The organism is Streptomyces sp. NPDC006372, assembly GCF_040612515.1.
Taxonomy (GTDB): domain Bacteria; phylum Actinomycetota; class Actinomycetes; order Streptomycetales; family Streptomycetaceae; genus Streptomyces.
Window position 1 is genome coordinate 63,023 of sequence record NZ_JBEXQJ010000023.1, and the last position, 23,323, is coordinate 86,345.

Below are 23,323 nucleotides of genomic sequence, written 5' to 3' on the forward strand. Positions count from 1 at the left end.
GCGGTGGGTTGCCCGGGCGGCCGAAGCTCACTCGACCGGGGGGTGCGATCTCGGCTGTTGACGCACTCAGCCGCGGACGAAGGCCTCGCGGGCCAGCACTCCCGTGTCCGGCTGGTCGGTGAAGACGCCGTCGATGCCGGTCGCGAAGTAGGCCTCGTAGGCGCCGAAGACGTCGCCGTAGGCGTCGGCCTCCGTGCCCTTGCGGAAGTCCGCGGGGAGGAAGGGGTTCTCGTTGCGCATGGTCCACGGATGCAGGATCAGGCCCACCTTGTGCGCGTCGGAGACGAGCGTCGTCGGCTCGGTGAGGTTGCCCTCGGCGTCGCGCGGGATGACCAGGTCCAGGGTCGGGCCGATGCCCCGCGCGTAGGAGGCGAGCTCCCGGAGGCCGGCCGGCTTGACCAGGTCGGCGACCGTGCGCGGGTCGCCCGTCTCGACGAAGTCCCAGGGGCGGGTGTCCGCGCCGGACAGCAGGACGACCAGGGGGTTGTCGACGAGCTTGTTGAGGCGTTCGATGCTGGTGGGCTCGAAGGACTGGACGATGACCGGGGAGGTCCGCTCGTCCTTGCGGTGCTTGCGCAGCGCCTTGGCGACCCGCTCCTCCAGCGGCAGGCCCTGCTTGCGGAAGTAGGTGGGGTGCTTCATCTCGGGGTAGATCCAGACCTGCTTGCCGCGCTCGCGGGTCTGCTGGTCCTGCCACCTCAGGACCTCTTCGAAGGTGGGGATCTCCCAGCGCCCGTTGTAGAGGGTGTTGTGCGGGCGGTTGGCGGGGATGCGCTCGATCGCCCGCAGCGTCTTCAGCTCGGCGAGCGTGAAGTCCTCGGTGAACCAGCCGGTGGTGGAGACGCCGTCGAGGACCTTGGTCCTCTTGCGGCCGGCGAACTCGGGGTGGTCGGCGACGTCCGTGGTGCCGCCGATCTCGGGCTCATGGCGGCAGACGAGGTGCCCGTCCTTCGTCGGCACCAGGTCGCCGGCCTCGACGATGTCGGCGCCCATGTCGAGAGCGAGCTGGTAGGAGCCGATGGTGTGCTCCGGGCGGTAGCCGCTGGCCCCGCGGTGGCCGACGATCGTCGGCTTGGGGAGGCTCCTCAGTCCGCCGCTGCCGTACCGGGCGCTGTCGGCTCTCGCCGTGCCGGTCCCACCGAGCACCGCTCCGCCGGCGCCGAGCACGGCCGCGCCGAGCAGGGCCCGCCGTCCGGTCCCGCTCGCTTGCTCGTTCGACTTCTGCGTTCCCATGAGCGCCCTCCTGCCGTCGGCTCGTCAGTGCGGGCCGATCGTACGATCGCGTACATGACCAGCGGGAGACGCCGCGCGGAACACGCGGGTGACACGTGATGTCACCGTGGCCGCCGGGGTGGCGAACTGACGGGCCGTCGAGTTCGTCGCGTCCGGGCGGATTCGGCGCGGCGGTTCTGGGAACGCGTGCGAGGCCGGTACTGGTCCACCCGGAGCGATGTCCGTCACATCGTGACGGCCGGGTCCCGCGCCGTCGACGGGGCGTCACCGCAGGTAAACACGCGTCAACAGTGTGTAAGGCCTCGGTTAAGTCGCCGTGCCCGATGTGCGCGATCCCGGGGGCCGCGAGTATCGTCCTCACCTGCACAGACTCATACAGAATCCCTTGACACCGGAGGGCCCGTTGTCCCGCTTCGCGCTCATCAAGGCAGTGCTCGGCCCGATCATGCGCCTGATGTTCCGCCCGCAGGTGGAAGGTGCGGAGCACATTCCCGGCGACGGCCCGGTCATCCTGGCCGGCAACCACCTGACGTTCATCGACTCGATGATCCTGCCGCTCGTCTGCGACCGGCAGGTCTTCTTCATCGGCAAGGACGAGTACGTGACCGGGAAGGGCTTCAAGGGCCGCCTGATGGCCTGGTTCTTCACCGGTGTCGGCATGATCCCCGTCGACCGCGACGGCGGCCGGGGCGGGGTGGCCGCCCTGATGACCGGGCGACGGGTGCTGGAGGAGGGCCGGGTCTTCGGTATCTACCCGGAGGGCACGCGGTCGCCCGACGGCCGCCTGTACCGGGGGCGTACCGGCATCGCCCGGCTCACGCTGATGACCGGGGCTCCGGTGGTGCCCTTCGCGATGATCGGCACGGACCGGATCCAGCCGGGCGGGGCGGGCCTGCCCCGGCCGGGCAAGGTCACCGTGCGGTTCGGTGAGGCGATGGAGTTCTCCCGGTACGAGGGGATGGACCGGGACCGCTATGTGCTGCGTGCCGTGACCGACTCGGTGATGGCCGAGGTCATGCGGCTGTCCGGACAGGAGTACGTCGACATGTACGCGAGCAAGGCCAAGGAAGCCGCGTAACTCTTCCGGCCGCGGCTGCGGCCGGTGGCGGCTGCGGGTGTGTGTGGGGCTGGTCCCGCAGTTCCCCGCGCCCCTGAGGGGGCGTCCCTCAGGGGCGTCGTGCGGGCAGGGGGGCCGGCCGGGTCAGGCGTGGTCCGTGCCGTTCTCCAGCCTCTGCCCCCGCAGCAGGAACCAGGCCGCCACCGCCGCGGCCAGCAGGACCGCCGCTCCGACGCCGGCCGCGAGTGCCAGTCCGTCGACGAAGGACGTGCGGGCCGCGTCCAGCATGACGGCAGAGCTGTGCGCGGGCATGTGCGCCGCGGCCTCGACCGCGCCACCCAGTGACTCATGGGCCGCGTCCGGGGTGCCCGCCGGGCCGGTGAAGTCGCGGTAGACGCCGGTCACGATCGAGCCGAGCACGGCGATACCGAGGGCGGCGCCGAGTTCGTACGCCGTCTCGGACACCGCGGAGGCGGAGCCCGCCTGCTCCTTGGGCACGCTGGAAAGGATCACGTCGGCGGTCACGGTGAACGAGAAACCGGCACCGACACCGACCACCAGCAGCGCGGTCCCGAGCAGCGGATAGCCCGTGGACTGGCCGATCACCGTGAGCGCGGCCAGCCCCAGTCCGATCGCCGCCAGACCGCAGGAGACCACGGACCGCACCGAGAAACGCCGGGCCGCCCGCCCCGCGACCAGTCCGGCCGCCACCGCCCCGATCGCGGCGGGCAGTTCGGCCAGACCCGCCTCGAACGGACGCCTGCCCTGGACGAGTTGCAGGTACTGCGAGAGGAAGAACACCAGCCCGGACAGGCCCAGGATGGTCAGCAGGTCGGCCAGGACCGCCCCGCTGAAGCCGCGGTTGCGGAACAGCCGCATGTCCAGCAGCGGAGCCGGGAGCCGGAGCTGACGGCGGACGAACCCGTACAGGGCGGCGGCGCCCAGCAGGCCGGCGGCGGTCGGGGTCCAGGCGAAGCCGTGCGCCGCGATCTCCTTGACCGCGTAGACGATGCCGACCATGCCGACCAGCGACAGCACGACGCTGCTCATGTCCCAGGGGCCGGGGTTCGCGGTGCGCGACTCGGGCAGCAGCTTCATCCCGACGAGGACCAGCACCACCATCACGGGCAGGTTGATCAGGAAGACCGAGCCCCACCAGAAGTGCTCCAGCAGGAAACCGCCGACGATCGGGCCGACGGCCGTACCCGCGGAGGCGGTGGCGCCCCAAACACCGACGGCGAGGCTGCGTTCGCGCGGGTCGTGGAAGAGGTTGCGGATCAGTGCGAGCGTGGCGGGCATCAGGGTCGCGCCGGCGACGCCGAGCAGCGCCCGCGCCACGATCATCATCTCGGGCGTGGTGGCGTAGGCGTTGAACACGGATATCGCGCCGAACGCCGTGGCGCCGACGAGCAGGATCCGCTTGCGGCCGATGCGGTCGCCGAGGCTGCCCATGGAGACGAGCAGACCGGCGATGACGAACGAGTAGACGTCGCCGATCCACAGCAGCTGCGTGCCCGAGGGCTTCAGGTCCTCGCTGATGTAGGGGGTCGCGAGGCCGAGGACGGTCGCGTCGACGGCCACCAGCAGCACGGCGAGCACGAGAACGCCGAGCGCGAGCCAGCGGCCCGGGCGCTTCACCGCCTCGTCGGTCTTCGCCGCCTGCAGGGTGCTGGTCATGATTCCTCTCTCCGTAGTGCGCCGCCGAGCAGCAGCTCGACGATCATGTGCTGGAAGTCCTTGGGCGCGCCCTTGCCGCTGTGCACCATCCAGGCGCCGGAGGCCATCAGGCCGTACAGCGCCTCGGTGAGCCACACCGGTGTGAGGTCGATGCGGAACTCGCCGGCGAGCTGGCCGCGCCGGAACAGGGCCGAGATCCGGTCGTCGATCAGGGTCCAGCCGGCGTTCTGGCCCTCGCCCTCGAACAGCTGGTTCTCGGTGTAGAGGAACGCGAGCAGTCCGGCGGCGGGCTCCATGGCCCCGACCAGCCGGCGGACGGCCTCGCTCGCCGTGCCCTCGTCGAGCCGGGCCGTGTCGAGCGCCGCCTGGCACTCCTCGATGCCCAGCGACTCCAGGGCGCGCACGAGGGCGTCACGTCCGGCGAAGTGGCGGTGCAGCGTGGCGCGGCTGATCCCGGCGGCCTTGGCGACCTCGTCCATGGTCGCGGTGGATTTGCGGGTCAGCAGGGCGGCGGCGGAGCGCAGCACATGGTCAGGGTCGACAGCCATGAGACGAGCATAGGCCATATGAGACATCAATGTCTCACTCTGGGCATGCGTGACTCATGGCTGTCGCGTCGCGGAGAGAGGGTCAGCGATCAGAAAGGTGGGTGATCAGTGCCAGGGGAGCTGCCCGCGATGCTCCCAGTACGCCTGCGGTTCCTCGGCCAGCGTGGCGAGGCGGGACAGCTGGTCGTCGTCGAGGTCGACGACCGCGGCGTGCAGGTTCGAGGCGAGCTGGTTGGTCGTGGCGGCGCCGGAGAGGACGACGCCGACCCAGGGCTGCCGCAGGATCACGGCCAGGGCGACGGCGTCACAGCCCAGTCCGGCCTGCTCGGCGACCTCCTTGACGACGTCCGGCGCGTGCGGCCCGGCGAGTCGGCCGTTGGCCATGCCCTCCTTGACGATCACGGTGAGGCCGGCGTCGTGGGCCTCGGCGAGGGCGGGCGCGGCGGAGGTCTCCAGTGCGTTGTACGTGGACTGCACCGTACGGAAGAGGGGCTCGCCGTCGACCGTCACGGCCAGGGCGGCACGGATCGCGTCCGCCTGGGCGGGGCCGCTGGTGGAGAAGCCGACGGTGAGGCCCTGGGCGGCGGCTTCCGCGAGCTTCGCGTGCAGCTCCTTGTCGGTGAGGGCCGGGCTGTCCGGGGTCACGGAGTGGATCTGGTAGAGGTCGAGCCGGTCGCCGAGCAGGGCGTCGCTCTCGGCGCGCTGCCGTTCGTAGGTGGCGAGGGTGTGGTCCTTGACCTCGTGCGTGTCGGCGTCGGTGGACCAGTCGGCGGTGTAGGTGTAGCCCCACTTGCTGCCGACGACGATGTCGTCGAGGCCGGGCTTGCTCCCCAGCCAGTCGGCGAGGAACTCCTCCGAGCGGCCGTAGGAGCGGGCCGCGTCGAAGTAGCGGACGCCTTGGGCGTAGGCGGCGTCGAGGAGTTCGTGGGTGCGGGTGCGCAGCGTTTCGACGCTGCGGTCGTCTCCGAGGTCCTGGTCTCGGCCGAGGTTGATGTAGCCGGGGCGTCCCACGGCGGCGAGACCAAGGCCGATGTGGCAGGTGGGGGTTGTGGCGTTCGCGAGACGGGCGAAGGGCATCGCTGGCTCCGTTCGGTCGGCGGCTGACGACCAACGTAACCCGCGATGACCTTCGCCTTTGAGCTCGACCGGTGCGGTGTTTCGGCGAGTGCGGGTCGTCTGCGCTTGTTCGCGCAGTTCCCCGCGCCCCTGGGGGCGAATCCCTCAGGCCTGCTTCTTGGCCACCGCCCACTCGTGCTGGGCCGCCACGTCGGCCTTCACCTCCGCCAGCTGGACGGCGACGGCGCTCGGGGCCGTGCCGCCCCTGCCGCCCCGGGAGGCCAGGGCGCCGGGGACGTTCAGCACCGTCCGCACCTCGGGGGTGAGGTGGGAGGAGATCTTCGCGAACTGCTCGTCCGTCAGCTCGTCCAGTTCCTTGCCCTCGGACTCGGCGACCTTCACGCACTCGCCGGCGACCTCGTGGGCGATACGGAAGGGGACGCCCTGCTTGACCAGCCACTCGGCGATGTCCGTGGCGAGGGAGAAGCCGGCCGGGGCCAGTTCCTCCATGCGGTCGCGGTGGACGGTGAGGGTGGCCATCATGCCGGTGAAGGCCGGCAGCAGGATCTCCAGCTGGTCGATGGAGTCGAAGACCGGCTCCTTGTCCTCCTGGAGGTCGCGGTTGTAGGCGAGGGGCAGCGCCTTCAGGGTGGCGAGCAGACCCGTCAGGTTGCCGATCAGGCGGCCGGACTTGCCACGGGCCAGCTCCGCGATGTCCGGGTTCTTCTTCTGCGGCATGATCGACGAGCCCGTCGAGAACGCGTCGTGCAGGGTCACGAAGGAGAACTCCTTCGTGTTCCAGATGATGACCTCCTCGGCGATCCGGGAAAGGTTGACGCCGATCATGGCGGTGATGAAGGCGAACTCGGCGACGAAGTCACGGGATGCCGTGCCGTCGATGGAGTTGCCCGCCGAGCCGTGTTCGAAGCCGAGGTCCTGGGCCACCGCCTCCGGGTCCAGGCCGAGGGAGGAACCCGCCAGGGCCCCCGAGCCGTACGGCGACACCGCCGTGCGCGCGTCCCACTGCCGGAGCCGTTCCGCGTCCCGGGAGAGGGACTGGACGTGGGCCAGGACGTGGTGAGCGAAGAGGACGGGCTGCGCGTGCTGGAGGTGCGTGCGACCGGGCATCGCCACGTCGGGGTGGGCCTCGGCCAGGCCGATCAGCGCGTCCTGGAGCTCGGCGATCAGGCCGCCGACGATCCGGGCGTGGTCGCGCAGGTACATGCGGAAGAGCGTCGCCACCTGGTCGTTGCGGGAGCGGCCCGCGCGCAGCTTGCCGCCGAGATCGGGGCCGAGCCGCTCCAGCAGGCCGCGCTCCAGGGCGGTGTGCACGTCCTCGTCGGCGATGGTGCCGACGAAGGAGCCGTCGGCTACGTCCGCCTCGAGCCGGTCGAGCCCCGCGATCATCCGGGTCAGCTCGTCCTCGGTGAGCAGACCCGCCTTGTGCAGCACGCGCGCGTGCGCACGCGAACCCGCGATGTCGTACGGCGCGAGCCGCCAGTCGAAGTGGACGGACGCGGACAGCTTGGCCAGGGCCTCGGCGGGACCGTCGGCGAAACGGCCGCCCCAGAGCCGGACGTCACCGCTGTTGCTGCTCACTTGCGTTGCTCCTAGGCCTCATACTGCGATCACTGACATGCATGATTATGCAGAGCTCTGCATGATTCGTCAATCGACTTCGGTCCGGGACCCTGATTCCGGCCATGCCGAGAAGAATTTGAAGATCCTTTGAACACGGGAAACCGCTTACCCGTATCTCTCGCCGAACGCAGGCGCCGCGTTGAACACTCACGACCCACCGACCCCGAGTGAGGCACCCCCATGTCCAGGGCTCTTCCGAAGTACAACAAGCGTCGCGTCACGTTCATCGGCGGCGCCGCCGCGGTGGCGCTGTCCGGCACGGTCATCGCCGGCTTCGCCCTCGCCGGGGAGTCGTCCGGGAGCGGTGCGACGAACGCCCGGACGCTGGCCGGTCCCGGCACCATCACGTGCCCGGACGTCACCGGCCAGCTGCCGGCGGTCCCGGCCTCGGCGCAGGCGGAGGTCGACCGCAACCTGGCGGAACTGAACAAGCAGATCGCGGAGGCCAACAAGCGTCTCGTCGACACCGTCGGCCAGGGCGGCCCCAACTTCGTCCAGAACGCCATCCTCGGCCCGCTGGAGGACAAGCGGACCGCGGCACTGAACCGCATCGAGACCGCCATCGGACGGGCCGCCGCGAAGCCGGAGGGCCTCGAGGCCTTCGCCGCCTGCCAGCTCAACGCCGACGGCGGGGCCGGGGCGGGCGAGGCGGCCGGTGGTGAGGCGGGCGCCGGTGCGGAGGCGGGCGCGGGCGCAGAGGCCGGAGCCGAGGCGGGTGCGGGTGCCGAGGCCGGAGCCGAAGCCGGCGCCGAGGCCGGAGCCGATGCCGAGGAGGGAGCCGGTGCCGGTGCGGGTGCGGGCGCCGAACAGGGCGGCGCGGGTGCGGGCGAGGCGGGGAACGCCGCGGCCGGCACGATCACCTGCCCGGACGTCGCCTCCCAGCTGCCTGCCGTTCCGGCCTCCGCCCAGGCCGAGGTCGACCGCAACCTGGCGCTGCTGGACACGCAGATCGCGGAGGCAAACAAGCGCCTGGTCGACACCGTCGGCCAGGGCGGCCCCAACTTCGTCCAGAACGCCATCCTCGGCCCGCTGGAGGACAAGCGGACCTCCACCGTCAACCGCATCGCCACGGCCATCGGCCGCACGGCCGAGAAGCCGGCCGGCCTGGACTCCCTGGCTGCCTGCACGCTCAACAAGTGAGGTGACAGGCGCTGTGGCCGCCCCGTGTGAGCGCCGGCCGGGGCGGCCACGGACAGGGACCTGCGCGGGATCCGGCAGAGGTGACCGGATCCCGCGCTCACACCGGAACCCGCAATCCCTTAGACAGTCGAAGGACCTGGGCACATAATCATGTGACATGGGAAAGACTTATGAGGGCATAGAGGGCCGGCTCCGCTCGTTCATCGAGGCGCAGCCGGTCTTCTTCACCGCCACCGCTCCGCTGTCCGCCGACGGCACGGTCAACCTCTCCCCCAAGGGCCTCAAGGGCTCCTTCGCCGTGCTCGACGAGCACACGGTCGCCTACCTCGACTTCGCCGGCTCCAACGCCGAGACCATCGCCCACCTGCGGGAGAACGGGCGGATCACCCTGATGTGGTGCGCTTTCCAGGGCCCGCCGAACATCGTCCGCGTGCACGGCCGCGGCGAGCCGGTCTTCCGCGACGACGCCCGTTTCGCGGAACTGCTCGCCCACTTCCCCGACATCGACCCGACGCAGCACGGCCTGCGCGCCGTCATCGTCGTCACCGCCGAACTCGTCCGCGACACCTGCGGCTACGCGGTGCCCTACATGGCGTACGAGGCGGACCGCGATCTGCACGGCAAGCGCTTCGCCCGCGAGGACGACGCCTCGCTCAGCGCCTACTTCACCAAGAAGGAGCACGTCGCGACCAGCCTGGACGGACTCCCCGGGCTGCCGTTGCCGCTGCCGCCCTCTACGGTCTGAGGCATGCGCCCCGGTGCCGTCGCCCTCGCCTTCTCCTCCCTCGTCGTGCTCGGCGCCGGGCCGCCGGCCCCCGCGCCGCTGCCGGCCCGGATGGCGGACACCGGCGGCGGTACCCAGCTCATCACCGCGGTGGCCCCGAAGAAGGCCTCGACGAGAGGCACCGTCACCTGGTGGGACCGCAGGGGCGGGCGGTGGGTGAAGGCAGGATCCGCGCCCGCCCGCTTCGGGGCGAAGGGACTCGTCCGGGGCACCTCCCGCGAACAGGGCACCGACACGACGCCCACGGGCCTGTACGGCCTTCCGTACGCCTTCGGCATCCAGGCGGCGCCGCGCGGGACGGCGTTCACGTACCGCCGGGTGGGCCGGGACTCCTGGTGGTGCCAGGACATCGGCTCCCGTTCCTACAACCGCTGGACCGAGCCCCTCGCGGCCGACTGCCGGGCCGCCGAGTCCGAGCACCTGATCGGCTACGGGGAGCGGTACGCGCACGCCCTCGTCGTCGGCTTCAACTACGAGCGCCCGGTGCGGGGGCGCGGGGCGGGCATCTTCCTGCACGTCAACGGGCGCGGTGCGACAGCCGGTTGCGTGTCCGTGCCGAAGGACGCGATGCGGCGGATCCTGGCCTGGGCCGACCCGGCGAAGCATCCCCACATCGCGGTCGGCACGACCCGCGGGATCACGGCCGTCACCCGGTACTAGGACCGTCCCCGCCCGGAACGCAGGCGTGTTACCTCCGGTCACTCCTGTCCGCACACGACTCGGCACACGACTGAACACTCCCGTGTCCCGGCACGTATGTGTGGGCCAAGGGTCAAGTCCCCACGGAGGAACCGTGACCACCACGCTCGCAGGCGGACGTGCCGCCCGCCGCCAGACGATGCGCCGCATCCGCCCGCGCCGCTCCCCGGCCGTCCCGCTGCTGATCGCCCTGTGGGCGGGCGCGGCGGCCGTACTGTGGCTGTGGTGGGACAACACACCGTCCCTCGCCGACAACACGAGCAAGATCCTGGCCGCGGGCCGGATCACGGGCCTCCTCGCCGGCTACCTCATGGCGCTGGTGGTGCTCCAGATGGCCCGGGTGCCCGCGCTGGAGCGGCGGGTGGGCACCGACCGGGTCGCGCGCTGGCACGCCATGACCGGCCGCTACACGCTCTGTCTGGTGCTGGCCCACGTCTTCCTCACCATGTGGGGCTACGCGCTCCAGGCGGGCAAGGGGCTCGGGGACGTCGTCCAGCAGACGATCGACTCCATCAACCAGCTGCCGGACATGGGCAAGGCCGCCATCGGCACGGGCCTGCTGTTCCTCATCGGGATCCTCTCGATCGGCGGGGTGCGCCGGCTGATCGGGTACGACACCTGGTACCACGTGCACCTGCTCACCTACGCGTCGGTGTACATGACGTTCTGGCACCAGATCACCACCGGCAACGAGTTCGCTGTCGAGCCCGCCGCGAAGACCTTCTGGTACGGGCTGTACGGCGTGGTGACAGCGCTGGTGCTCTGGTACCGGATCCTCACCCCGATCCGGCTGAACCTGCGGCACCGCATGCGGGTCGAGGCGGTCATCGAGGAGACCCCGGGGATCGTGTCCGTGCTGATCGGCGGGCGCAAGCTGCACCGGATGGGCGCGGAGGCCGGGCACTTCTTCCGCTGGCGGTTCAAGGCACCGGGCATGCGCTTCAGCTCCCACCCGTACTCGCTGTCGGCGGCGCCCCGCCCGGACATGCTGCGGATCACGGTCAAGGCGATCGGTGACCACACCTCCCGGCTGCGTGAGCTCGAACCCGGTACCAAGGTGTGGGCCGAGGGTCCGTACGGCGCCATGACCGCACAGCGCCGCAGCCGCGGCAAGGTGCTGCTGGTCGCGGGCGGTGTCGGGATCACGCCGATGCGGGCCCTGTTCGAGACGCTGCCGGGCGCCACCGGTGACATCACCCTTCTCTACCGGGCCAACACCACCCAGGACCTGGCGCTGTGGGGCGAACTCGCCAAGATCGCCGACGAGCGCGGCGCCCGGCTGATGTACGCGGTCAACAGCCCGGAGGGGGAACGCCCGGACATCTCCGCGGAGTCCCTCCAGCGGAAGATCCCGGACATCGACCAGCACGACGTCTTCATGTGCGGGCCGCCCGGCTTCGCGCAGTCGGTGTACGAGGCACTGCGCGGCGCGGGAGTCCCCGCCCGCCGCATCCATCACGAGTCGTTCGAGATGTGAGCGACGGGACATCAACGGCCCTTCAGGAGCTTGAGAACCATGAAGAAGAGTCACCCCGTGCGGCGTGCCGTGCTCGCCGGCGCGGCCACCGTCTCCGGAATCGTGCTGCTGCTGTCCATGAAGCCGGCCTCCGACCCGGGCAGCGCCCAGGCGGCGGGCGGCCAGCTCCCGCCCGCCGCCGCGGGGCAGGCCCCGCAGGGCGGAGTGAACGGCGCGGTCACCGGTGACGCGCAGCAGACGCAGTACGGTCCGGTGCAGGTGCGCCTGACCATGAGCGGCGGCAAGATCACCCAGGCCGAGGCGGTCCAGGCCCCCAAGGGCGGCCGCAGCGACCAGATCACCGCCAACTCGGTGCCCCGCCTCAACCAGGCGGTGGTCGCCGCACAGAGCGCGGACATCGACGCCGTCTCCGGGGCGACGTACACCAGCGCCGGCTACAAGAAGTCCCTCCAGTCCGCACTGGACAAGGCCAAGGCGTCGGCCGGCGCCTCGCAGGGCTCGGGCAACGCCCAGACGCTCACCGGCGATGTGGCGCAGACGCAGTACGGTCCGGTCCAGGTCCGCGTCACCGTCGCCGGCGGAAAGATCACCAAGGCCGAAGCCGTCCAGGCACCCAAGGGCGGCCGCAGCGACCAGATCACCTCCTCCTCCGTCCCCCGCCTCAACCAGGCGGCGGTGGCGACGGGCAACGCGCAGATCGACGCGGTGTCGGGGGCGACCTACACCAGCGCGGGCTACAAGCAGTCCCTCCAGTCCGCACTGGACCAGGCCGGTGGCTGACACCGTGGCCGACTCCGCACAGGCTCCCGCCGCGGTGCGTCATGTGGAGGAGACGATGGGGACCGTCTTCTCCCTCGACGTCCGCGGCGGGGAACCGGCCGCCGTACGCGCGGCGCTGGACGAGGTCGTCGCCGGGCTGCACCGGGTCGACGAGGTGTTCAGCACGTACCGCGAGGACAGCCAGGTCTCCCGGCTCCAGCGCGGTGAACTGACCGTCGGGGAATGCGATCCCGAGGTCGCCGAGGTGCTGGAACTGGCCGCCGAGGCGGAACGGCTGAGCGACGGCTGGTTCAGCACGTCGTACCAGGGCCGTCTCGATCCGACCGGCATCGTCAAGGGCTGGGCGGTGGAGCGGGCGGCGCGGCGGCTGGCGGCGGTGCCCGGGGTGTGCGGGGTGAACGTCAACGGCGGCGGGGACGTGCAGTTGCTGGGATCGCCGGGGGCGCAGCGGCCCTGGCGGGTGGGGGTGTCGGATCCGCTGCGGCCGGGTGGTCTCGCGGCGGTCGTCTCCGCGGCCGGTGTGGACGAACTGTCCGTGGCCACGTCCGGGACCGCCGAGCGGGGGGCGCACATCGTCGACCCGCGTACGGGGCGGACGGCGGTGACCGACCTGGTCGCCGTCACGGTGGTCGGGGCTCGGCTGACGTGGGTGGACTGCTGGGCCACGGCGGCGTTCGCGATGGGGTCGCGGGAGGGGTTGGCGTGGCTGGAGTCGCTGCCGGGGGTCGAGGCTTTACTCATCACGGGCGGTGACGAGGTGCGTTGTACCGGGGGGTTGGCGGCGCGGCTGGGGTGAGTGGGGGTTGGGGGCGGGCGGGTCCGCAACCCGGCGGAGCGGGGTGCCGCTACAGCTCGGCCTTCTTGGGGGCGCGGGGAACTGCGCGAACAGCCACTGTCCACCCGCACACACCCACGGCCGAGCAGCCCTACGGCGCTCAGTGCCCGTTCTGCGCCAAGCTCAGCAAATGGTCGGCCAGCGCCTGCCCTCCATCGGGCTCCCGGCTGATCAGCATCAACGTGTCGTCCCCGGCGATCGTCCCCAGGATGTCGTGCAACTCGGCCTGGTCGATCGCCGAGGCCAGGAACTGCGCCGCCCCCGGAGGGGTTCGCAGGACCACGAGGTTCGCCGAAGCCTCCGCGGAGATCAGCAGCTCCTGCGACAACCGCCGCATCCGCTCCTCCTTCGCCGACCCGCCCAGCGGCGCGCGCGGCGTGCGGAAACCGCCCTCGCTCGGCACCGCGTAGATCAGGTCGCCGTCGGCGTTGCGGATCTTCACCGCGTTCAGCTCGTCCAGGTCCCGGGAGAGCGTCGCCTGCGTGACGCTCAGCCCGTCGTCGGCGAGCAGCTTCGCCAGCTGGCTCTGCGACCGCACCGGCTGCCGGTTGAGGATGTCCACGATCCGGCGGTGGCGTGCGGTGCGGGTCTGCGGCACGGCGGGCCCGTTGGCCCCCGGCTGCTCGTGGTCCTGCGCCTGGCTCATCGTCGTCTCATTCCCCGGATCGTCCGTCCCCGTACGCTGCGTCGAGGACGCCGGGCAGCGCCCGGAGGAACGCGTCCACCTCGGCATCGGCGATGTTCAGCGGCGGCATGAGCCGTACGACATCGGGGGCGGGCGCGTTCACCAGGAGACCGGCGTCCTGAGCCGCCTGCTGCACCTGGGGCGCGAGCGGCTCGGTGAGCACGATACCCAGGAGGAGACCCGCACCCCGGACGAAATCGATCAACCGGTGGCCGAGGCCCTCGATTCCGTCCCGCAGCTTCTCGCTCTGCCGCTTGACGTTCTCCAGCAGCCCCTCGTTCTCGATGGTGTCGAGGACGGCGAGCCCGGCGGCGCAGGCGATGGGGTTGCCGCCGAAGGTCGTGCCGTGGTGGCCGGGCTGGAGCAGCTCGGCGGCGCGTCCGAAGGCGATGGTCGCGCCGAGCGGCAGTCCGCCGCCGAGGCCCTTGGCGAGGGTGACGACGTCGGGCAGCACGCCCTCGTGGGCCTGGTACTCGAACCAGTGGCCGGTGCGGCCGACGCCGGTCTGCACCTCGTCGAGGACGAGCAGCGCCCCGGTCGCGGCGGTGATCGCGCGGGCGGCCTTGAGGTAGCCGGCGGGCGGGACGACGACCCCGTTCTCGCCCTGGACCGGCTCGATGACGACGAGGGCCGTCTCCTCCGTCACGGCGGCGGCCAGCGCCTGCGCGTCGCCGTACGGCACGTGTGTGACGTCGCCGGGCAGTGGCAGGAAGGGTTCCTGCTTGCCGGGCTGGCCGGTGAGCGCGAGGGCGCCCATGGTGCGGCCGTGGAAGCCGCCGTGGGTGGCGACCATGTGGGTCCGGCCGGTGAGCCGGCCGATCTTGAAGGCGCCCTCGTTCGCCTCGGCGCCGGAGTTGCAGAAGTAGACCTTGCCGTCGCGGCCGAAGAGCTGGAGCAGCCGTTCGGCGAGCGCGACCGGCGGCTCGGCGACGAACAGGTTGGAGACGTGGCCGAGGGAGGCGATCTGCCGGCTCACGGCCTCGACGATCGCCGGGTGGGCGTGGCCGAGCGCGTTGACCGCGATGCCGCCGACGAAGTCCAGGTACTGCGTGCCGTCGGCGTCCCACAGCTTCGTGCCCTCGCCGCGGACGAGCGGGAGCCTCGGGGTGCCGTAGTTGTTCATCAGCGCGCCCTGCCACCGCGCGGTCAGTTCCTGATTGCCCACGACGTTGTTCACGGCCTTGTTCACGACTCCCCCTGTTCGCCCGTTCCCCCGGGCTTCTCGTCGGGCACGACCATTGTGCCGATGCCCTCGTCGGTGAAGATCTCCAGCAGGATCGAGTGCTGGACCCGGCCGTCGATGACGCGGGCGGTGGTGACCCCGTTGCGTACGGCGTGCAGGCAGCCCTCCATCTTCGGCACCATGCCGGACGACAGGTCCGGCAGCAGCCGCTCCAGCTCGGTCGCGGTGAGGCGGCTGATCACCTCGTCGCTGTGCGGCCAGTCCTCGTAGAGGCCCTCGACGTCCGTGAGGACCATGAGGGTTTCGGCGTCCAGAGCAGCAGCGAGTGCCGCAGCCGCCGTATCAGCATTGACGTTGTAGACATGTCCGTCGTCCTGGGAGCGTGCGATCGAGGAGACGACCGGGATGCGGCCGTCGGCGAGCAGGGCCTCGATCGCGCCCGTGTCGATCGCGGTGATCTCGCCGACCCGGCCGATGTCGACGAGTTCGCCGTCGATCTCGGGCTGGTGCTTGGTGGCGGAGATGGTGTGGGCGTCCTCACCGGTGAGGCCGACGGCGAGCGGCCCGTGCTGGTTGAGCAGCCCGACCAGCTCGCGCTGCACCTGACCGGCCAGCACCATCCGTACGACGTCCATGGCGTCCTCGGTGGTGACCCTGAGGCCCGCCTTGAACTCGCTGACGATGCCGTGCTGGTCGAGGGCGGCGCTGATCTGCGGGCCGCCGCCGTGCACGACGACCGGCTTGAGGCCGGCGTGGTGCAGGAACACCACGTCCTGGGCGAAGGCGGCCTTCAGGTCCTCGTCGACCATGGCGTTGCCGCCGAACTTGATGACGACGGTCTTGCCGTTGTGCCGGACCAGCCAGGGCAGCGCCTCGATGAGGATCTGGGCCTTGGGGAGCGCGGTGTGCTTCCGCGTCGGACTGCTCATGAGGAGTACGCGCTGTTCTCGTGGACGTAGTCGGCGGTGAGGTCGTTGGTCCAGATGGTGGCGGTCTCGGCGCCGGCGGCGAGGTCGGCGACGATGTGCACCTCGCGGTAGCGCATGTCGACCTTGTCGCGGTCCTCGCCGACACCGCCGTTCTTGCAGACCCAGACGCCGTTGATGGCGACGTTCAGCCGGTCGGGCTCGAAGGCGGCGGAGGTGGTGCCGATGGCGGAGAGCACACGGCCCCAGTTGGGGTCCTCGCCGTGCAGGGCGCACTTGAGGAGGTTGTTGCGGGCGATGGAGCGGCCCACCTCGACGGCGTCGTCCTCGGTCGCGGCGTTGATCACCTCGACCTTGATGTCCTTGCTGGCGCCCTCGGCGTCCCGGATGAGCTGCTGACCGAGGTCGTCGCAGACCTGCCGGACGGCCTCGGCGAACTCCTCGTGGCCGGGGGTGACGCCGGCGGCGCCGGAGGCGAGCAGCAGCACGGTGTCGTTGGTGGACATGCAGCCGTCGGAGTCGACCCGGTCGAAGGTGGTGCGGGTGGCCGCCCGCAGGGCCTTGTCCAGTACGTCGTCGTCCAGGTCGGCGTCGGTGGTGAGGACGACGAGCATGGTGGCGAGGCCGGGGGCGAGCATGCCCGCGCCCTTGGCCATGCCGCCGACGGTCCAGCCGTCCTTGGTCACGACGGACGTCTTGTGGACGGTGTCGGTGGTCTTGATGGCGATGGCGGCCTTCTCGCCGCCGTGCTCGCTCAGCGCCCCCGCGGCCTTCTCGACGCCCGGGAGCAGCTTGTCCATCGGGAGGAGGACGCCGATCAGGCCGGTCGAGCAGACGGCGATCTCGACGGCACCCCGGCCGAGGACCTCGGCGGCCTTCTCGGCCGTCGCGTGGGTGTCCTGGAAGCCCTTGGGCCCCGTGCAGGCGTTGGCGCCGCCGGAGTTGAGGACGACGGCGGACACCTGGCCGCTCTTGATGACCTGCTCGGACCACAGGACCGGCGCGGCCTTCACACGGTTGGAGGTGAAGACGCCGGCGGCGGCGCGACGGGGGCCGTTGTTGACCACGAGGGCCAGGTCGGGGTTGCCGTTCTCCTTGATCCCGGCGGCGATGCCCGCCGCCGTGAATCCCTTTGCTGCCGTCACACTCACGGCGCGACTCCGATCGTCGTCAGTCCCGTGGTCTCGTCGAGTCCCAGGGCGAGGTTCATGCTCTGCACGGCACCGCCGGCGGTGCCCTTGGTGAGGTTGTCGATGGCGCTGATCACGATGATCCGTCCGGCGGCCTCGTCGTACGCGACCTGCACCTGAACGGCGTTCGAACCGTAGACGGACGCCGTGGCGGGCCACTGGCCCTCGGGCAGCAGGTGCAGGAAGGGTTCGTCGGCGCAGGCCTTCTCGTAGACGGCGCGCAGGGACTCGCCCGTGACGCCGTCCTTCGCGGTGGCGCTGCACGTGGCGAGGATCCCGCGGGGCATCGGTGCGAGGGTCGGCGTGAAGGAGACGGAGACCCGCTCCCCCGCCGCCGCGCTGAGGTTCTGGGTGATCTCCGGCGTGTGCCGGTGCCCGCCGCCGACGCCGTACGGGGACATGGACCCCATGACCTCGCTGCCCAGCAGATGGGGCTTGGGCGCCTTGCCCGCGCCGGAGGTGCCGGAGGCGGCGACGATCACGGCCTCGGGCTCGGCGAGGCCCGCGGCGTACGCCGGGAAGAGGGCCAGGGAGACGGCGGTCGGGTAGCAACCGGGCACCGCGACGCGCTTGGACCCCTCCAGCGCGGCGCGGGCACCCGGCAGTTCGGGAAGGCCGTAGGGCCAGGTTCCGGCGTGCGGCGAGCTGTAGAACTTCTCCCAGGCGGCGGCGTCCGTGAGCCGGAAGTCGGCCCCCATGTCGATCACCAGCACGTCCGGTCCGAGCTGCTCGGCCACGGCGGCGGACTGCCCGTGCGGCAGAGCGAGGAAGACGACGTCGTGCCCGGCGAGCACCTCGGCGGTCGTCTCCTGGAGCACCCGGCCGGCCAGCGGCAGCAGATGCGGCTGCAGCGCTCCCAGTCGCTGTCCCGCGTTGGAGTTGCCGGTCAGGGCGCCGATCTCGACCTCGGGGTGCGCCAGGAGCAGACGCAGCAGTTCCCCGCCCGCATATCCACTCGCTCCGGCCACTGCCGCACGTACCGCCATGGAACCTCCTCCTTAGAGAGCATGACTATACGTTTCGCTGCACGTTTATGCAATCTCTGATCATTGGCCACGGCTCACCCATACGAGTGACTTCACTGGCTCTGGCAGGGGGAGCACGACAAGCTCACACTGTTTTTGTGCCGTTGCGGCTCGCCATCGGAGGGAGCAGAGCGTGTTCGTAGCGACGCTGGCGTCGTCCTGGTCCCGACTGGTGACGGTGCCGTCCGCGCCCCTGGACGCCGGCGCCGAGGCCTGGGTGGACCGTCTGAGGACCGCCGACCCCCGCGCGGTGCGTGACGCCGTGGTCGCCGCCGACGACGACCGTGTGGTGAGCGCGGTGATCACCCTGCTGACCAGGGCGCTCTCCGCCACAGCCGAGGAGGACGGCACGGTCCGGCTCGACGGCACCGGGCGGTTGCTGCTACGGATCGTGGCGCACGGACACGGCACCGACTTCCCGGGGGGCGGGCTGGCGCTGGCGCACGCACACTTCCTGATCGGGCTCGACGAGCATCTGACGTCCCCCAGCGAGGCGCGCCGGACCTACGAACTAGCGGCGCTCGCATATCGCAGCGACGGCGCGGAGACCTTGGGTCTGCTGGCCTGGTTCGCCTCGTCCACCGCGAGCCAGGCCGCCCTGTTCGACGCCGACTTCTCCGAAGCCCACGAGCGACTGGAACTGCTGGCGGCCGGCGACATCGACGCCGCTGCCGCCTTGCGTCGGACACTCCAGCCGTACGAGAGGGTCGTCTCCTGGGCCGCGGAGGTACGGGCCGGGCGCGCCGGGGAGGAGCCCGGTCCGGCGAACGCCGACGAGGAAGGCTCTGCCCTGCTGCACTACTTCGCGCTGTCGGCCCTCGACAACCCCCGGATGGCCGCGCGGATGTCGCGTGCCGCCGACGCCGCCCGACCGGACTCCGTGACGGCGGCGCCGAGTCTGCGGGAACTGACACGCGCCCTGTTCCGGAGGCGGCGGTGGGCCGACGCCGAGGTGTTGCTGTCCGAACTGCTGGCCAGGGACCCCGACAACAGGAAGGACCTGAAGACCCTGGCCACGGTCTACGGCTCGATGGGCCGCTGGCCTGAGGGCAGGGCACTCCTGGTCGGGCTGCTCGGCGACCCACCGGAACGGAACGACGTGCCGGTTCTCGTGGACCTGTGCATGCTGGCGCATCTGAACGGCGACACCGAGGACGCCCTGCGGTGGCGTCAGGCGATCCTGGAGCTGGACCCGGACTCCGACCCGTTCCGAGGACTACCGGGCGTCGTGGAGGAGCCGGACGAGCCCCCACCGCTGCTCGCCGCCTTCAGCGACGGCCGGCTGCACGTCAGCGAGGAGCTCTTCGAACTGCCGCAGGAGGAGATCTCCGCCCATATGACGGCGGCGGTCGTCTCGGGCAGTCCGGACGGCGGCGAACTGCTCGACACGCTGTTCCGCGACGATCCCACACTGGCCGAGCGGGTGCTGGCCCTGCTCGGACTGGTCCGGGTGACTCCCGAACAGGCCGAGGCCATGGAGCGCTTCCGCACCGCCGAGGAACACTTCGCGGCCGGCCGCCTCGACGACGCCCAGTCCGAGTACGAGGCCGCCCTTCAGCTGCAGCCCGACCACGTGCAGGCCATGACGTACCTCGGGGACACGTGGTACCGGCGGGGTGCTTACAACGTCGCTCAGGCCTACTTCGAGGAGTCCCTGGCCATCGAACCGACGCCGGAGGCCTACCGCTTCCTCGGCGACGCGCTGCGGTACGGCGGTCACGGCGCCCGACGGGCACGCCCCTGCTACGAGAACGCGCTGCGGCTCGCGCCGGAATACCGTGGCGCCCGGCAGGCACTCGCCGCTCTGGAGGAACAGGAACCGCCGGAGGGGCCGGAGCCGCCGGACACCGGTGACGTGACCGTCGCTCCGGCTGTCCGGCAGGCGCTGTCCGGAGGATCCACGCCGGCCGGTCCCGGCCCGGCGGACGCCCCCGGCACCGAGGAGCAGCCGGACCCCACCGAGCGACAGGAGTCCGTCTGGCCGTCACCGCCGGCCGAGGTGCCGCCGGGAGGTACCGGCCACGGCGACCGCCTGGTCTCCGTCCTTCTCGACCGGGAAGGCCCTGACAGCTTCGTCGGCGTGGTCGACGACGACGAGCGGTTCGCGCGCTGGATCGAGGCGACCGCTCCCGAGGATCTCGTACGGGCCGGTCTTACGGCCGTGGCCGTCAGCTTTCAGTACCACGTCAAGGATCGCGACCTGCCCCGCTGGAAGCTCTGGGTGAGGCGGGAGGTGGAGCTGGCACAGGCGTTGCCCGCAGACTTCGGCCCTGCCGACAGCCCTGTGGAACTGGGCCGCGACCGTCTCCTGGCGGACGCGCTGATGTCCCTGGCCGATGTGCGGGTGTCGGAGGGGCTGCTCCCTGAGGCACGGGCCATTTACGAGCACTGTCTCGAACTGCTGACCGCGGAGAAGAACGCCCGCGCACGTGCCGGACTGGCAGGCGAGGCACAGTTCGACCGGTTGTTCCACCAGACGAGCGTGCGGGCCCGGGTCCACGACTCGCTGGCCGAGGTCTGTCACCAGTTGGGGGACCACGTCGCCGCACGGAAACACCAGGCGGAAGCGAGGCGGCTGGATGAGTCCCGGCCCACCACCGAGGCGGAGGTCCAGGGATTCATCGCGGCTGCGGACTCGGCCCTCGACAGCGGCCTGACCGACCAGGCCCTGGGCCTGTACCGGCATGCCCTCTACGTTGCCGAGGACGACGATCCGGACCCGTTGGTACCGCGCATGCTGACCACCGCGCTGAACGGTCTGGGGCGGGGGCACCTGCGGCTGGGCACAGCGCGCGCGGCACTCGCCTGCTTCGACCGGGCCCGGCTGCTCAACGAACGGACCGGCAACGCGGATCGTCTCGCGTACGACCACATGCACATCGCCGACGTGTTGCGGCAGCGCCCCGAACTGGCCGACGCGGTGAGCACCTCCGGTGCGGCCGCCGCCCCCGAGGCGCGGGACGCGCGCGGTCACCTGGAACAAGCACTGATCTACGCGAGCGTGCCGGATCCCGGCCATGACGCGTTCGGCTGGACGGCGACGGACGGAGCGCGGTATCGGATCAGCGCGCCGAACCGTGCCTGGCCGGTCCTGTTACGGCTCGGCAGCTTCCTTCAGGAATCGGGGGACGATCCGGCCGCCGTCCGCTTTCTGACCCTCGCCACCCGGCTCGCGGACCTGATGCGGACCGGGCTGGTGGACGACCGTCAGCGGATCGCGGTGCAGAACCAGCGCATCGAGGCCTTCGCCGACCTGACAAGGGTGCTGGTACGTCTGGCGGGCAGCGACGGGCGGGAATCCGGCTTCTACGCCGAGGAGGCCTGGCTGGCCAACGAGTCCATGCGGGCCCGCGCCTTCCTCGACGAGCTGGGCGACGCCGAGCTCTCCCCTCCGCCCGGCGTTCCTGCCGACCTCCTGGAGCGGGAACGGGAACTGCTGATCCGTCGGCGCTGCCTGCGGCAGGCCGAGGAGGGCCAGGACCTCGGTTTCTGGGCGGAGTACCGGGACCTCACCCAGGGGCTCGACGGCGTATGGGAGGAGATACGCAGGACGACACCGGCCGCCGAGGGGTACGTAGAGGTGCGGCAGGCCCGGCCGGCGGATCCGGCGGACCTGACCTCGCTCCTGGACCAGGGTGACCGACGGGCCGTGCTGGCCAGTCTGGTTCGGCTCGATGACGGGCTGCTCGGCGTGATCGCGTTGCGGGGGGACCAGCCGACCCCGGTCGTGGAGACCCGTCCGGTCGACATGGCACGGCTCACGAGGTTCGTCCGGATGAACTTCGGCTCGGCCGGGCGGGTGCGGGAACTGGCGGTGGACGCCGAGGACCTGTTCCAGCACGAGATGGCGCCGGTGGCCGACCTGCTGACGGCGGTCTGCGACCCTGAGGAACTCCTGATCGTCTGCCCCGTGGGCGCCCTGCACCACGTTCCTCTGGGAGCGCTGCGGACGGGAGAGCGGATCCTGCTGGAACGGAACCCTCTCGCCCTGCTGCCGGGCGCCTCCCTCCTGCGGGCCCTGCGCTCCGCGGCCCCTGTGCCGGCCGCGACGCCCGCCGCGGTGTTCGGCGACCCGGTCGGGGACCTGCCGGGCGCACGAGCCGAAGCCGTGTCCGTCGCGGCGAGGTTCGCGACGACGCCCCTGCTCGGCCCGGACGTCTCGACGGCCGCCGTACGGCAGGCCCTGACGACGGCGGACCGGCTGCATGTCGCCGCGCACGCCCGCTTCGACCCCACGGACGCCCTGGCATCCGGACTGGTCCTCTCCGACGGTGTGCTCAGTGCTCGGGAGATCCTCAAGCTGAAGGCACCGTCGCTGTCCCTCGTCACCCTGTCCGCCTGCGAGACCGGCGTGTCCCAGACAGACGCCGCCGAGGAGCTGATCGGTCTCACCCGGGCCCTGCTTTTCGCGGGTGCCGATGCCATGGTGGTCAGCCTCTGGAAGGTTCCCGACCTGGCGACGAAGGACATGATGAGCCAGTTCTACGACGGCCTCCAGAGCGGCGGCAGCAAGGTCGACTCGCTGCGCCGTGCGGTGCTGAACGCCAGGGACACCTACGGACCGGACCGGCTGGACCGATGGTCCGGCTTCCAGCTCATCGGCGACTGGCGCTGACCGGCGGCAGCCCACGGGCAAGCGGGAGGGATCGACGGATGACGGACGACACACTTTTCACACCTCTCACGGAACTCGCCTTCGACGTGGACGAGGAGGAGACCGATCGCGCGGCCACCGAAGTGATCGACGACGCCACGCTGCGCCTGCTCAAGCGTGAGAACCGGGTGGCCATCGCCCGTGCGCCCAGCAGACGCGTGTCCGCTCCCGGCCACGCGGCGGACCGGTGCGGCCACGACGTGCCCCTGATGTTCGCGCTGCACGCCCATCCCGAGTGCACCTTCGCCTGGTCCCGGTTTCTGGTCGACCTCAGCCCGACACCCGACTGCGTCATCGCGGACATGGCCCCGCGCGCGGTCGAGGACCTGCCGGTCGAGGTGGAGACGACGGTCGGCCTCGACCTGTCCTTCTCCGTCGCCGCGTCGGTGGTCGATCTCTCCGGGACTCCGCAGGTCGGGCGGCGACGCACGATCTACCACCCGATGGTCCTCGCCTCGGGCGTCGGCTTCCGCAAGGCGTACTGGGACTTCTATCCCAAGGCGGGCGACTATCTGCACTCCGACAAGGAGCTGCGGCTACTCGTGGACGCCCCGGCCGACACGCCGGTGCACGCCGCCTTCACGGTTCGGGTCAAGGTCCGCTTCCGGGGGCTGCCACGGCTCATCCCGCTCCTCGCGCGGACCAGCACCACCGAGAGGACCGTCCGGCTCGCGTGAGTCACGCCTGACGGACAAGGCGGAAGCGCGGGCCGCCGCCTCCCGGACAGCGGCCC

Annotated in this window: 19 protein-coding genes; 9 read left to right on the plus strand and 10 right to left on the minus strand. The window is 71.2% G+C overall.

The features are described from left to right. Positions 1-66: 66 nt before the first annotated feature. Positions 67-1,233: a glycerophosphodiester phosphodiesterase gene (locus tag ABZ016_RS28435; RefSeq protein WP_356919539.1), complete on the minus strand. Its 1,167-nt coding sequence runs from the start codon at positions 1,231-1,233 to the stop codon at positions 67-69. A gap of 403 nt (positions 1,234-1,636) precedes the next feature. On the opposite strand from ABZ016_RS28435, the gene ABZ016_RS28440 reads away from it, so the two are divergent. Continuing rightward, on the plus strand, positions 1,637-2,311 hold the full coding sequence (locus tag ABZ016_RS28440) for a lysophospholipid acyltransferase family protein (RefSeq protein WP_356919540.1): 675 nt from the start codon (positions 1,637-1,639) through the stop codon (positions 2,309-2,311). Between the two features lie 123 nt (positions 2,312-2,434). Here the strand turns inward: ABZ016_RS28440 and ABZ016_RS28445 are convergent, their stop codons facing one another. From ABZ016_RS28445 to argH, 4 genes are all read right to left on the minus strand, one after another. Next, entirely contained in the window at positions 2,435-3,967 is a 1,533-nt protein-coding gene (locus tag ABZ016_RS28445; RefSeq protein WP_356919541.1) for an MFS transporter, read from the minus strand. Further along, on the minus strand, positions 3,964-4,515 hold the full coding sequence (locus ABZ016_RS28450) for a helix-turn-helix domain-containing protein (RefSeq protein ID WP_356919542.1): 552 nt from the start codon (positions 4,513-4,515) through the stop codon (positions 3,964-3,966). The genes ABZ016_RS28445 and ABZ016_RS28450 overlap by 4 nt, the downstream gene beginning before the upstream one ends. 105 nt (positions 4,516-4,620) lie before the next feature. Next, on the minus strand, positions 4,621-5,592 hold the full coding sequence (locus ABZ016_RS28455) for an aldo/keto reductase (RefSeq protein WP_356919543.1): 972 nt from the start codon (positions 5,590-5,592) through the stop codon (positions 4,621-4,623). Positions 5,593-5,736: 144 nt separating this feature from the next. Next, positions 5,737-7,170, minus strand: coding sequence for an argininosuccinate lyase (gene argH, locus ABZ016_RS28460; protein ID WP_356919544.1), 1,434 nt, complete (start codon positions 7,168-7,170; stop codon positions 5,737-5,739). A 222-nt stretch (positions 7,171-7,392) separates the two neighbouring features. Between argH and ABZ016_RS28465 the strand changes: the two genes are divergently transcribed. From ABZ016_RS28465 to ABZ016_RS28490, 6 genes are all read left to right on the plus strand, one after another. Continuing rightward, the gene (locus tag ABZ016_RS28465) at positions 7,393-8,352 is read left to right on the plus strand and encodes a hypothetical protein (RefSeq protein WP_356919545.1); all 960 of its coding nucleotides are present in this window, start codon (positions 7,393-7,395) and stop codon (positions 8,350-8,352) included. A gap of 157 nt (positions 8,353-8,509) precedes the next feature. Continuing rightward, positions 8,510-9,097 (plus strand): pyridoxamine 5'-phosphate oxidase family protein, encoded by a 588-nt coding sequence (locus tag ABZ016_RS28470; RefSeq protein WP_356919546.1) that lies wholly within the window; start codon positions 8,510-8,512, stop codon positions 9,095-9,097. A gap of 3 nt (positions 9,098-9,100) precedes the next feature. Next, positions 9,101-9,796, plus strand: coding sequence for a L,D-transpeptidase family protein (locus tag ABZ016_RS28475; RefSeq protein ID WP_356919547.1), 696 nt, complete (start codon positions 9,101-9,103; stop codon positions 9,794-9,796). Between the two features lie 133 nt (positions 9,797-9,929). Next, positions 9,930-11,312: a ferredoxin reductase family protein gene (locus ABZ016_RS28480; RefSeq protein ID WP_356919548.1), complete on the plus strand. Its 1,383-nt coding sequence runs from the start codon at positions 9,930-9,932 to the stop codon at positions 11,310-11,312. A gap of 39 nt (positions 11,313-11,351) precedes the next feature. After that, entirely contained in the window at positions 11,352-12,092 is a 741-nt protein-coding gene (locus ABZ016_RS28485) for an FMN-binding protein (protein WP_356919549.1), read from the plus strand. Positions 12,093-12,147: 55 nt separating this feature from the next. Beyond that, positions 12,148-12,888, plus strand: a complete 741-nt coding sequence (locus ABZ016_RS28490; RefSeq protein WP_356919608.1) for an FAD:protein FMN transferase — start codon at positions 12,148-12,150, stop codon at positions 12,886-12,888. Between the two features lie 139 nt (positions 12,889-13,027). On the opposite strand, the gene ABZ016_RS28495 is transcribed toward ABZ016_RS28490, so the two are convergent. Genes ABZ016_RS28495 through argC form a run of 5 tightly spaced genes read right to left on the minus strand, consistent with a single transcriptional unit; the run spans position 13,028 to position 17,897 of the window. Then, complete coding sequence (locus ABZ016_RS28495; RefSeq protein ID WP_356919550.1) at positions 13,028-13,573, minus strand: arginine repressor; 546 nt, start codon at positions 13,571-13,573, stop codon at positions 13,028-13,030. 7 nt (positions 13,574-13,580) lie between these two features. Continuing rightward, positions 13,581-14,777: an acetylornithine transaminase gene (locus ABZ016_RS28500; protein ID WP_356919609.1), complete on the minus strand. Its 1,197-nt coding sequence runs from the start codon at positions 14,775-14,777 to the stop codon at positions 13,581-13,583. 20 nt (positions 14,778-14,797) lie between these two features. Next, positions 14,798-15,724 carry an acetylglutamate kinase gene (gene argB / locus ABZ016_RS28505; protein WP_356919551.1) on the minus strand — a complete coding sequence of 309 codons (927 nt, stop codon included), beginning with the start codon at positions 15,722-15,724 and terminating at the stop codon, positions 14,798-14,800. Continuing rightward, the gene (argJ, locus tag ABZ016_RS28510; RefSeq protein ID WP_356919552.1) at positions 15,721-16,872 is read right to left on the minus strand and encodes a bifunctional glutamate N-acetyltransferase/amino-acid acetyltransferase ArgJ; all 1,152 of its coding nucleotides are present in this window, start codon (positions 16,870-16,872) and stop codon (positions 15,721-15,723) included. The genes argB and argJ overlap by 4 nt, the downstream gene beginning before the upstream one ends. Then, complete coding sequence (gene argC, locus ABZ016_RS28515) at positions 16,869-17,897, minus strand: N-acetyl-gamma-glutamyl-phosphate reductase (protein ID WP_356919553.1); 1,029 nt, start codon at positions 17,895-17,897, stop codon at positions 16,869-16,871. Before argC ends, argJ begins: the two co-directional genes overlap by 4 nt. 172 nt (positions 17,898-18,069) lie before the next feature. On the opposite strand from argC, the gene ABZ016_RS28520 reads away from it, so the two are divergent. Further along, positions 18,070-22,551 (plus strand): CHAT domain-containing protein, encoded by a 4,482-nt coding sequence (locus ABZ016_RS28520; protein WP_356919554.1) that lies wholly within the window; start codon positions 18,070-18,072, stop codon positions 22,549-22,551. 38 nt (positions 22,552-22,589) lie between these two features. After that, positions 22,590-23,267: a hypothetical protein gene (locus ABZ016_RS28525; RefSeq protein WP_356919555.1), complete on the plus strand. Its 678-nt coding sequence runs from the start codon at positions 22,590-22,592 to the stop codon at positions 23,265-23,267. The last annotated feature ends 56 nt before the right edge of the window (positions 23,268-23,323 follow it).